Below are 12,143 nucleotides of genomic sequence, written 5' to 3'. Positions count from 1 at the left end.
CCTAATTTTCAATCATCCTTTGCGGAAGTATCCGACTACAGAATCTGTCGCAACGACGTTGATGAACACCGTTTCGTCTGCATCGCGGCAAATGCGCTCGATATCGCGCAACTCGTGCCGTTCGATGACCATCATCAGCGTCGACTTCTCAGCCCGTGAATACGTACCGATTGCCGGCATCTGGGTGATGCCTCGAATGATGTGTTGGTGAAGTGCCGTCGTAATATCGTCGGCATGATTCGTAATGATGAAAATCGTCAACCGTTGATTGCTTGTATGGATTTCATCGACGACTTTTGAAGTGACATAAATGAATACAATCGTGTACAGTGCCGTTGACCAACCAAACAACGCTCCAGCGAGGATTGCAATCAGGAAGTTCAACACAAACAGGTATAATCCGACGCTACGGTCAGAGAAACGCGCGAAAATCAACGCAACGATATCAAAACCACCCGTCGATGCCCCGAATTTAATCGTAATCCCCGTTCCGATCGCCAGCAAGACACCACCGAACACGGCATTGAGTGTCTGATCACCCGGAATGACAGCATACTGAGGAATAAGTCCGATAAAAATCGTTGTCGCCAAAACGGAAATCAATGTAATGATGGTAAAACTGCGTCCGAGCATAATCCATGCCAAAACAATCAAGGGCAAGTTCAAGACTAAAAACCAGACGTTTTCCCCAAAAGCAAACGCCGTTCCTTGCAAGACCTGCGTTAAAATTTGGGCCAGTCCTGTAAATCCTGTCGAGTAAACACCACTTGGAATCAAGAACCAGTTCATCGCTACTGCGATGACGAACCCGCCAATCGAGGCGACAATCACTTTTAACATACTTTCCTTTACAACCGCTGTCACACCTTGTTCTCCTCTCATTCGTAAACTATCTTGGAACACTTTAGCACATAACAATTGTGTCCGGATAGTCAAGATGAAGAAAGAATTATATTTCTTTTTTTGATAACGCTCTCATTTTCAGAAGTTGAACACTTTCTTCTTCAAATGAAAAAAGGCGGCAGATATGAAATCTGCCACCCTGATTCATATAAAACTTACGGTTTTGTCTTTTCTCGATTTTATCAGACGGTCATGGAAGCCGGGATTGTAACCGCACCTTCTGCCGGGACTTCAACTGTTTCGCCATGAAGCTGTAACGTGAATGCTCCACCCACATTTTGTTCGATACACACTTCTGTCTGTTTGACCTGAACCAAGATATGATGTCCGCGCCATTGCATCCGGAACGAATAACTGGTCCAGCCCTTCGGCAACATCGGTTTGAAGGACAGCGTTCCCTGCTCGACACGAAGTCCGGCAAACCCGTGAACGATCGACATCCACGATCCGACCATCGATGTGATATGGAGACCATCTTCTGTATCATTGTTATAATTATCAAGGTCAAGCCGTGCGGAACGCTGATAAAGTTCCATGGCTTTTTCTTCATAACCGACTTCTGCCGCGATGATGGAATAGATACACGGTGAAAGGGATGACTCATGAACCGTCCGTGGTTCATAAAAATCAAAGTTTTTCTTCTTCTCTTCGATTGAGAAACGATCTGTCAGGAAATAGAGTCCTTGCAGGACATCGGCCTGTTTGATGAAGACAGAACGCAAGACACGGTCCCATGACCAATTTTGATTTAAAGGAAGATGTTTTGGATCAAGATCCGCGACCATAATCTGTTCTTTATCCATAAAACCGTCTTGCTGCATGAACACATCCGGAACGGAATCGTCTTTCGGATAATACATTTTCTGATCAATATCGGCCCAGTGTGCTAATTCTTCATCCGTAATAGCCAATTGATGAATCAATTCTTCCAGACGTGCCGGTTCCTCTTGCTCAAGATGACGGTAGACCGTCTGAGCGTACTCAAGACACCAGGCAGCCATCAAGTTCGTATACCAGTTGTTATTGACGTTATTTTCGTACTCATTCGGTCCTGTGACACCAAGAATCATATAGACATCTTTATGCGGGACATAATTGACGCGACTCGCCCAATAACGTGCGATTTCAACAAGTACTTCAAATCCGTATTGCCCGAGGTAGGATGTATCTCCTGTGTAGTTCGTATAGTTATAGATTGCATGGGCAATCGCACCATTCCGGTGGATTTCTTCATGCGTGATTTCCCACTCATTGTGGCACTCTTCCCCGTTCATTGTCACCATCGGGTATAACGCACCCTTCATGCCAACATTCTTATCCGCATTTTCTTTCGCTTGCGGCAATTGGTTATGACGATACTTCAATAAGTTCCAAGCCACGTCAGGCTTCGATGTCGCAAGATAGAAGTTCAGGCAGTATGCTTCTGTGTCCCAATAGGTCGCGCCACCGTATTTTTCCCCGGTAAATCCTTTTGGTCCAATGTTCAGGCGGGAATCTTCGCCTGTATATGTTTGGAACATATGGAAGATGTTAAAACGAATCCCCTGTTGCGCTTCAACATCGCCTTCGATCTTCACATCCGCTTCTTCCCAGTGCTTCAACCAGGCCGCTTCATGCGCTGCAAGCACTCCATCAAATCCGGTATCAAACGCGTCGTTGACACGTTTCATCGCCTGCGCCAATAAGTCTTCAATTTCATAATCACGATTCGTCACGAGTGCTACTAATTTTTCAGTTGTCACCGCTTCGCCTGCCGGTACCTGTTTCGTGAAACGATTCGCGACATACTGTAATGTACTTTCAAGCACTTCACATCTCGCACCCTCGACATCGGTAATCATGGCCGCTGTGACGTGCCAATCCAGTTTCTTCGTTTTAGAAGTAACATAGGCAAATCGTTCTTCCGCTCCGTGCTCTACAGGAAGCCAGAATTTCTCATCATAGTTGGAGTCTTCGTTTTCGACGTCAGCGTCCAGGTATGATTCGATGACCACTTCCGCATCAAAGTTGACGGGTGTGACTGTATATCGAAGTGCAGCCAGTTCTTTATCGACGATCGAGAAGAAACGTTTTGATTCAATTTTTGTTTCCTCCACACCATTTCTGATCAGCATCGTCCGTGTCAGAACTCCATGCTGCATATCGAGTTCCCGTTTGAAGTCGACAACTTCCCACTCGTTCAGATCGACATTTTTTCCATTGATCGAAACACGAAGTCCCATGATGTTCACCGCATTCAAAACTTTTGCGAAATATTCCGGATACCCGTTTTTCCACCAGCCGACCCGTGTTTTATCTGGGTAGTAGACACCGGCGACGTACATCCCTTGATGCGTGTCTCCCGAGTAATCTTCTTCAAAGTTTCCGCGCATTCCCATATGGCCGTTCCCAATCGCCGTCATCGATTCAGCAAGGCGGTTATCCTCCGGATGAAAACCCTGCTCCGTAATTTTCCACTCATTAATATCAAACAATCGTTTCATTATAAGTCGCTCCTTTATTATTAATCACATAGATGCTCAAGCACCTTTTTTGTAAGCGTTTTTATTTTCTCTACATTCTTTATTCTACACATAATCATCGTTAATGCAATCGTTTGCACGAAAATAAAAATCTTTTTCGATTCGCACGGTCATTTCGTGTTCCTGATTGGTTTACGGTTCTTTTTTCTTCAAAAGAAAACACCACTTTTCCTGAACGGAAAAGTGGTGTTTCAGGATGGTATTCAATTATTTTACCGTGCCGCCACAAGATTGACGCACAACTAAATAATGAGGAACAATGACACGTTTGCCATAGGGTGTCGCCTCTTCGTTCATTTGTTCAATCAGACAGTTCGTTGCTTCAAATCCTAAACCGAAGATGTTGATTTCAACCGACGTTAACGGCGGACTGGAAAACTCCGCGATGAATAAATTGTTGAAACTGACGACGGCCATTTGATCAGGCACACTGATTTCCATCTCATTCAGCGTACTCATGACACCAAGCGCCATCATGTCATCACTGACGACGACAGCCGTCGGCGGGTGTTCCAGCGACATCAACCGTTTGACGGCGTCCGCTCCTCCGGTCGTCATGAATGGTGCACTGACGATATAAGATTCATGGATAGGTAGTCCCTCTTCCATTAAAGCTGTCTTATACCCACCGACCCGTTCTTGCGTGACCGCTAAATCCTGCGATCCTCCGACAAACGCGATGCATTCGTGTCCGAGTTGATGTAAATACTTCGTGACTTCTCGTCCTGCAAGATAGTTGTCCGTATCAACGTACGTGACATGTGAGGAATCACTAAATGGTTTCCCGACAACGACGAACGGAAACTTCGAATCTTGTAAAAATTGAACGACCTTGTCATCTGTTCGGGAATACAAGACAATGACGCCATCCACTCGACGACCCTGAACCATCGAGACAACGCCTTCGTAAACTTCTTCTTCCGAAACCCCCGTCGTCATATATAAGGAATAACCGTTTTGATGTGCTTTCGTACTAATGCCGCGAATAACTTCCGAGAAAAATGGATTTTGCAGTGTTTTCGTTGCCGCACTCGGCATGACAAGACCGATCGCTTGAGTCGTTCGATTGGCAAGACTCCGGGCATGGACGTTCGGATAGTAGCCTAACTCTTCCATTGCCTGGCGGACACGTTCTTTTGTTTTTTGACTGATGCGCGGACTGTTGGCAATTACACGCGAGACCGTTGATGGTGCAACGTTCGCTTCTCTTGCGACATCCTTGATTGTTACTTGCATCCCTTTCACCTCATCATTTCCCTACAAATGTATTTTAGTGTGTTTCCTTTGTCCGATTGATCCGTCGTCGATGGACGAATAAAATGATTAAGGCAAGGATTGGAGCGATTGATCCAATCGCAACGAGCGAGACCCAGTTGACCTGTGAACGTTCCACGACATAGCCGTTCGCGCTGCCTGCATCGAGCGTCACTTCATAGGCATCTCCGTCTTGACGTACCACGTCAGAGAACAATAATCCCCGAAGGCGTTGATCGTCACCGATTTCTGCTGCTTTCACACGCAACGTCGTTTTCTTTTCCCCTAAATTGATGGCATATAAGACAGACTGATCTTTAGTTTTTCGTTCGAAGACGGCCATATGATCGGTTTTAGCCACCAGCCGTTGTTTCCCTGTTTCGAAAGCCGGATAGTTATTACGCATCTTATTTAACGTCTGTACATATTCCTGCATCTTATCGTTTTTATCGAATTCCATCATCATTCGATTTCCCGGATCTTCTCCACCAGGCATCGCGATCTCTGTCCCTTGATAGACGATCGGCATACCGGGTGCTGCATACAAGGCGAACAACGCTAAACGCAGTTGCCGTTCCTCATCAGCGGCTCCGCCAATCTTGGCTTCCGTAATGAAGCGTTTTAAATCATGATTATCAATAAAGTTCGCTAATGACATCGCTTTCGGATTAAACGTAGTATCTCGATTATAAACTGAATCGAGTTCTTCCGCTGAACCATTTTTGCGGGCGAACTGATCCTTGATCCCGTAGTAAAACGGGAAGTTCGTCACGGAATCAAATCCTAATTTAGAATAGGTCGCAATCTTACGCGGATCGCCGTCAAATACTTCTCCGAGTAAAAAGAGATCCGGATGTTCTTTTTTGACGGCCGGGATGAAGGTTTTCCAAAAATCCGATGGCACATGACGAACTGTATCGAGTCGGTAACCGTCGATTCCGGTCTCATCCACCCAGTAGTTCGCGACATTAATCAAGTACTTCACGACTTCTTTATTTTCTGTATTAAAGTCCGGTAAATCAAACAGCCAATTGTTCTCGACTTCCGCTTGATTGTTCCAGTTCATGATCGTCTGTTCTTCATGGAACCAGTCCGGTTTTTCTTTTACGAGCGGATGGTTCGGACCTAAATGGTTGACGACTAAATCGAGCACGACTTTAAGGTCACGTATATGTGCTTCTTTGACCAGTGCTTTAAATTCTTCTTTTGTTCCGAAGTGCGGATCGATTTCGTAATAATCGTCCGTCCAATACCCATGATAACCATTTGGTCGGTTCTTAAAGATTGGTGTCAGCCAAATCGATGTGAACCCTTCATCCTTGATGTAATCCAAACGTTTCGTGACACCTGCCAGGTCACCGCCCTGAAAAGCTTTCGGATCGTTTGGATCGGCCTCTAAATCATTGCTTTTGTCACCGTTCTCAAACCGGTCGACCATAATGAAATACATTCGTTCTTTTTCCCATCCTGCAGCTTCGCTTGTCTGTGGAAATATTCCGATAGACAAGAGAAGCGGCAAGAGGAGAAGCATCACGCCTCGTCTCATGCCGCTGATTCCCCCTTGATTGATTAACCTTTCGTTCCACCTGCCGTCAATCCAGACACGAAGAAACGCTGGAAAGCGAAGAACAGAAGAACGATTGGTACTGCTGATAATACAGCACCTGCCGCAAACAATGTGAAGTTGTTGTCGAATTGCTCTGAAACCATGTTGTACAGTCCAACAGCTAACGTTTGTTTTTCCGGCGAACGGAGAACAAGTGACGCCAGGATGAAATCGTTGAACGGTGCCATGAAGTTGAACAACGCAATAACAGCAACCATTGGTTTTGCAAGTGGAAGAATGATTTGCCAGAAAATCCGTAGATGTCCTGCTCCATCCATCCGCGCTGCTTCATCCAGTTCTTTTGGTATTGTATCAAAATATCCTTTTGCAAGATACGTGTTCATTGGAATCGCTCCCCCTGCATACAGAAGAATCAATGCCAAGTGCGTATCAAACAATTGCAACATGTTCAACAGGACGTAAATCGCGATAATGGCAACGAATTGCGGCACCATCTGCAGCACGAGGAACAAAATCAGTGAATTTTTACGGCCGACGAACCGGTACCGTGAAAAAATGTAACCCGTCAACGTAATCAATGCCACTGAGACAACCATCGTAATGACAGCGATTTTGATGGTGTTCAAATACCACATCCCGTAATCCGTTTGTGTCGCATCAAATAAATCAAAGTAATGGATTAATGTCGGATTGCTTGGGAAGATGTCCGAGGTGATGCTTTTCCCCGGGTTGAGCGATGTGCCGACAACCCATAAGAGTGGATACACGATAATTATTGAGGCGATCGTCAAAATGAGGTATGACAACGCCATGTTGATTCGGTTTTGTTTTCTCATTAGATCATATCCTCATCTTTGAATGATTTTGAACGTTTAAACTGAATGACGGCAATCGTCATGATGAAGAACGACAGCACAAGTGTAATCGCTGCGGCAAATCCGTATTGCGGATTCGAACCAAGCGAGAGTTTGTAAATCCAGGAGATCAGGATATCCGTTCCGCCGGCCGATTGACCCGGAACAGCCGGTCCCCCGTTGTTAAAGAGATAGATGATATTGAAGTTGTTGAAGTTAAACGTATATTGCGTGATCAAGATTGGTGCTGTTGCAAACAGGATCATCGGTAGTGTGATCAGGCGGAATTTTTCACCTGAAGTCGCACCGTCAATCGTTGCTGCTTCATACAAATCTTCTGGAATCGACTGCAGAATCCCTGTCGTCAATGTCATGATGTACGGGAAACCGAGCCACCACTGAATTCCGATCAAAGCAAGCTTGGTATATGTCGGATCCGTCATCCACTCGACACCGCTGTCAAGGCCGATGGCAGGAAGCAATGTCGTATTAAAGACACCAAACGTCTCATTGAACATCGAACGGAAAATCAAAATCGTGATGAATGCCGGTACAGCCCATGACAGGATTAAAATCGAACGGAAGAAACGTTTTCCTTTTAATCCTTTTTGATTTAACAAGACCGCAAGACCAATTCCAATCGCAATGACACCGGTTGTCGAAGCAACTGTCCAGACGAGCGTCCATCCCAAGACACTGACGAACGTGTCACGGAAGATATCGACCGTAAAGATGTTCAGGAAGTTTTGAATCCCGATCCAGTCGACAAGCTTTGCAGGCGGTGAGTTGTTGAACTTATAGTTCGTAAAGGCAATCAAAAACGTGAAAATCAACGGTAAGACGACCGTGAAGACGAGGAGAACCAACGATGGAATCAGCATCGCGTACGGGAATCCATTGTCCCGGAAGTTCCGCAGCTGCATTTTCAAAGAAGGTACTTCTAATTCCAAATCACGAAGTTTACCGATTCGATACGCATCGATAAAGTTCCAGACGTAAATGGCGATACCAAACACAAGCAGAATCAATGCAATGATTCCCTCGACCATCAAGAAGATCGAGTGATCCCCCCTTACGCCTGGTACCTCACCGAGTGTAATCAATCCCCAGATCGCTCCACGATCTCCGGGACCGTTCCCGGCACCTTTAAAAAACAGCTCGAAATTTACTAAAAAATATGACAGAACGACGATAAAGAATGTCGCACCTTTTAAAAATTGTTTATTGTACAGTTGCCCCATCCCTGGAACGATCGATATCGCTGCTGCAATCGTCCGGTGATTCGTTTTTGGCTTTGGTGTTTTCGTCGGTTGTGGTGTCGCAATGGCCGCCATCGTCTGTTCTCCTTTCCAAAGGTCATGTCTGACCTCAGGCTTCTCTTCCAACCATAAAGATAAGGGGGAATCCAAGATCCCCCTTTCTTTAATTCTGTGTCAGTGATTCAGTTGATTATTGATTGTTTGCTTCGATTTGTTGCTTGATTTGTTTTACAGCGTCATCAGCTGATTTTTGTGCGTCTTGTTTGTTTGTAGCAACGAGTTGAAGTGCTGCTGCCATCGGCTCCCAAACTTGACCCATCTCAGCGATGTTCGGCATTGGTACACCGTCTTTAGACTGTGCGAAGACAGCTGCTGCCACTTCGTTATCTTTGATTGTTGCATCTTCTTGAAGTGAAGTGACCGGTGGGATTTCATTGTATTTCTCAAACATCGCTTTCGCGTTTTCTTCGCCAGTCAGTGACGCAAGGAACTTTTCTGCCCATTCTTGATTTTCAGAGTAAGCTGAAACAGCATACGTCTTAACACCTACGAATGTTTTGATTGCTTCCCCGTTTGGAAGTTTCGGAAGTGCTGAAGCACCTAAGTTGATGCCTTTTTCTTTATAACTTGCGACTGCCCATGGTCCGTTCATGACTGCGACTGCTTTCTTGTCGCCGAACAATTGGTCCATTGCTTGACCACCGCCACCGCCGATTAAACCTTTCGGGAAGAGACCTTCTTTGTACCATTTACCGATGTAGTCCATTCCTTCAACTGCACCTTTGTTGTTAAGACCGATGTCAGCAGGATCAAGTTTTCCACCGTTTTCTTTAAAGACGTACCCACCGTATCCACCGATTGGACCGTGTGCGAAGTAGAAGTTATCCCAAAGTGCGAGGAAACCGTACTTTCCGTCTTTTTTCTGTTCTGTTGAGACTTTGTATAAGTCGTCCATTGAAGCAGGTGCTTCTTTTAACTCATCTTTGTTGAAAAGAAGGATTGGTGTTTCGACTGCTTTAGGATAGCCGTAAACTTTACCGTCAAATGTAACGGCAGATTTAGCTGTATCGATGAAAGGTTCGAGTGCTTTCTCACCGTCTTTGAGTTCAGCAATCAACCCTTGGTCAACGACTGTTCCGATTTGATCATGTGGAAGAAGAATGATGTCCGGACCTTTTCCTGCAGGACCATCAAGAGCAACTTTCTTTTGTTGATCCGTCATTTTAACTTCTTTGACTTCAACTTTGACGCCTTCTTTTTCTTCAAATGCTTTAGCAGCGGCTTTCGTTGTTTCCGATTTTTCTGTATCTTCCCAAATCACGATTTTCGTTGGTTTTTTACCGCCTTCTGAACTTGTATCAGAAGAACCTGAATCCGTTCCACCGCCACATGCTGCAAGAGCACCGATTGCCATGACAGATACTGAAAGACCTGCTACTAATTTTTTGATTTCCATGTTCGAAAATTCCTCCCCAAGTTAACGTACGAATGATAAGTTCTGATGCACAACGTTTGCATAAAGGCACAACCATTTTCTCATGATAACAACCGAGCGGTTGTAAGCGTTTTATGAAAACGTTTGCATCACCTTTACATTTTTATTATACAATCTAAAATCCTTTTGACAAGTCCTTTTCTTTAAATATTTCCTTACATTCAAAAAAGATTTTCGAAAAGTATTCTTAAAAACCGATTGGATGCATTAGTTAAATCATTTTAAAAAGAAAACGTTTACATTTAATCAATTTGCACAACTAAGTGCAATCGATTGCGCTAATGTGGAAGAATTCTTTATCTCCTCTTGTTTTTTCTGGAATTCCAATTGACTTTAAGAAAGCGCTTCACTATTCTTAGGTCGAAGACAATTATATTAGAATGCAAGCGATTGCACATAGGGAGTGACCAAAATGCTGAAAGAAGCTGTTTTCCATCGCGCGATGTCACCGTTCGTCTATAAGTATGATGACAAAACGATTCATGTTCGATTGCAGACAAAAAAAAATGATGTGGATCACGTCGATCTTATCTGGGGAGATCCATATGATTGGCATACCGAAAACCCGGACGATGCCGATTGGAATTTTGATCCGTCCAAATCGAATTATTGGAACACATTCGAAACACCTATGAAACGGAGTGGTTCAGACGAGTTGTTCGATTATTGGTTCATCGATGTCGTTCCTCCTTTTCGTCGTCTGCGCTACGGATTCCGACTCCATGACGGACATTCGAGCCAGGTGTTTACCGAGCGTGGTTGGTTCGATGAAAAACCGTTAGATGACACCGGGTACTACTTCTGTGTACCTTATTTGAACAAAGTCGATGTCTTCCATGCTCCGGACTGGGTCAAGGATACGGTTTGGTATCAAATCTTCCCCGACCGTTTTGCCAATGGGGATTCAGCCAATGATCCTGCCGGTACTCTTCCTTGGAACAGTACTGCACCTACAACGACAAATCTGTTTGGGGGCGATTTCCAGGGTGTCATCGATAAAATCGATTACTTAGTTGATCTTGGAATCACCGGTATCTACTTCTGTCCGATTTTTGAAGCCAAATCCAATCATAAGTATGACACGATTGATTATTTAGAAATCGATCCCCAATTCGGAACAAAAGAAAAGTTCAAGGAAATGGTTGATTTGCTGCATGAAAACGGAATTCGTATCATGCTCGATGCCGTCTTTAACCATGCCGGTTTCCACCATAAAGCATTTGCTGACATTCGGGAACACGGTAGTAATTCTTCTTACCGCGATTGGTTCCACCTCCGCAACTTCCCGCTCGTAACCGAGCCGATGCCAAACTACGATACGTTTGCCTTTGTTCCCGAAATGCCGAAGTTCAATACGGAAAATCCGGAAGTAAAAGCATACTTACTCCATGTCGCCCGTTACTGGGTCGAAGAATTCGGAATCGACGGTTGGCGTCTCGATGTTGCGAACGAGGTCGACCATGCTTTCTGGCGTGATTTCCGTTCTGTCGTCAAAGAAGTGAATTCCGAGACGTATATTCTTGGAGAAATTTGGCATGATTCACAGGAATGGTTGCTCGGAGATCAGTTCGATGCCGTCATGAACTATCCGTTCACGAATGCAGCGCTCAATTTCTTTGCACTCGACAAAACATCCGCTTCTGCCTATGCGAATGATATGTCGCATGTCTTATTCTCGAATACGATTAACGTTAACGAAGTGACGTTTAACTTGATTGGCTCACATGATACGCCACGTGCCTTGACGCGTGCCGGAAACGATAAAAATAAGATGCGGCTCCTGTTGTTATCAATGCTGACCTTTTCCGGAAGCCCGGTCATCTATTATGGCGATGAAATCGGACTAGACGGTGATCAGGATCCGGGTTGCCGAAAATGTATGCCGTGGAATCCGGAAGAGCAGGATTTAAATCTACTGATGTATACGAAACATTTACTTCAATTGCGAAAGCAGCATAAGACACTTGCCAATCACGGTCATATCTCATTCGTCCATGCCGACGACGAAACCAATACCATTGTCATGCGCCGGATGAGTCAAGACGGGACGTATTACGTCTACTTCAATAACTCCAATCATCAAGCTACAATCCCCGCTCCTCAGTCTGGTCAAGGAATGGATCTCTTTTCAAACACACCACTTCCTTCATTAGAGATGACGCTCGCTCCGTATACCGGAACAATCATTCAAGTAATTTGATTTTCAGACAGCCTTTTTGCTCAAAAGCAAAAAGACTGTCTTTTTTCATTTCTGTGACAGGCCCCTTAAGGCTTTTAAATTAGGGTAAA

At 44.8% G+C, this 12,143-nt stretch carries 8 protein-coding genes; 1 reads left to right on the top strand and 7 read right to left on the bottom strand.

Going from position 1 to position 12,143, the window contains the following annotated elements:
• Positions 1-12: 12 nt before the first annotated feature.
• From ACP26N_RS04100 to ACP26N_RS04070, 7 genes are all read right to left on the bottom strand, one after another.
• Positions 13-864, bottom strand: coding sequence for a YitT family protein (locus ACP26N_RS04100; protein WP_012369661.1), 852 nt, complete (start codon positions 862-864; stop codon positions 13-15).
• A 221-nt stretch (positions 865-1,085) separates the two neighbouring features.
• The gene (locus ACP26N_RS04095; protein ID WP_188005216.1) at positions 1,086-3,386 is read right to left on the bottom strand and encodes a glycoside hydrolase family 65 protein; all 2,301 of its coding nucleotides are present in this window, start codon (positions 3,384-3,386) and stop codon (positions 1,086-1,088) included.
• A 246-nt stretch (positions 3,387-3,632) separates the two neighbouring features.
• The gene (locus ACP26N_RS04090; RefSeq protein WP_131973239.1) at positions 3,633-4,661 is read right to left on the bottom strand and encodes a LacI family DNA-binding transcriptional regulator; all 1,029 of its coding nucleotides are present in this window, start codon (positions 4,659-4,661) and stop codon (positions 3,633-3,635) included.
• A 34-nt stretch (positions 4,662-4,695) separates the two neighbouring features.
• Positions 4,696-6,225, bottom strand: a complete 1,530-nt coding sequence (locus tag ACP26N_RS04085; protein ID WP_426354838.1) for an alpha-amylase family glycosyl hydrolase — start codon at positions 6,223-6,225, stop codon at positions 4,696-4,698.
• Between the two features lie 23 nt (positions 6,226-6,248).
• Positions 6,249-7,082 (bottom strand): sugar ABC transporter permease, encoded by an 834-nt coding sequence (locus tag ACP26N_RS04080; protein WP_012369657.1) that lies wholly within the window; start codon positions 7,080-7,082, stop codon positions 6,249-6,251.
• Positions 7,082-8,434 (bottom strand): carbohydrate ABC transporter permease, encoded by a 1,353-nt coding sequence (locus ACP26N_RS04075; RefSeq protein ID WP_131503911.1) that lies wholly within the window; start codon positions 8,432-8,434, stop codon positions 7,082-7,084. Before ACP26N_RS04075 ends, ACP26N_RS04080 begins: the two co-directional genes overlap by 1 nt.
• Before the next feature lie 115 nt (positions 8,435-8,549).
• Positions 8,550-9,809 carry an extracellular solute-binding protein gene (locus ACP26N_RS04070; RefSeq protein ID WP_426355384.1) on the bottom strand — a complete coding sequence of 420 codons (1,260 nt, stop codon included), beginning with the start codon at positions 9,807-9,809 and terminating at the stop codon, positions 8,550-8,552.
• A 457-nt stretch (positions 9,810-10,266) separates the two neighbouring features.
• Here ACP26N_RS04070 and ACP26N_RS04065 point away from each other — a divergent pair, with 457 nt between their 5' ends.
• Positions 10,267-12,054, top strand: coding sequence for a glycoside hydrolase family 13 protein (locus ACP26N_RS04065; protein ID WP_426354835.1), 1,788 nt, complete (start codon positions 10,267-10,269; stop codon positions 12,052-12,054).
• The last annotated feature ends 89 nt before the right edge of the window (positions 12,055-12,143 follow it).

The sequence above is a fragment of the Exiguobacterium sp. R-39 genome, assembly GCF_049942815.1.
GTDB lineage: Bacteria > Bacillota > Bacilli > Exiguobacteriales > Exiguobacteriaceae > Exiguobacterium_A.
The sequence above is the reverse complement of the archived record's forward strand: the minus strand, read 5'-3'. Positions and strand labels throughout refer to the sequence as shown.

Bases quoted from the DNA above. Each gene is read 5' to 3' on its own strand.
- ACP26N_RS04080 (WP_012369657.1), bottom strand. From the start codon at position 7,082: ATGAGAAAACAAAACCGAATCAACATGGCGTTGTCATACCTCATTTTG.
- ACP26N_RS04085 (WP_426354838.1), bottom strand. From the start codon at position 6,225: ATGAGACGAGGCGTGATGCTTCTCCTCTTGCCGCTTCTCTTGTCTATC.
- ACP26N_RS04095 (WP_188005216.1), bottom strand. From the start codon at position 3,386: ATGAAACGATTGTTTGATATTAATGAGTGGAAAATTACGGAGCAGGGT.
- ACP26N_RS04075 (WP_131503911.1), bottom strand. From the start codon at position 8,434: ATGGCGGCCATTGCGACACCACAACCGACGAAAACACCAAAGCCAAAA.
- ACP26N_RS04065 (WP_426354835.1), top strand. From the start codon at position 10,267: ATGCTGAAAGAAGCTGTTTTCCATCGCGCGATGTCACCGTTCGTCTAT.
- ACP26N_RS04090 (WP_131973239.1), bottom strand. From the start codon at position 4,661: ATGCAAGTAACAATCAAGGATGTCGCAAGAGAAGCGAACGTTGCACCA.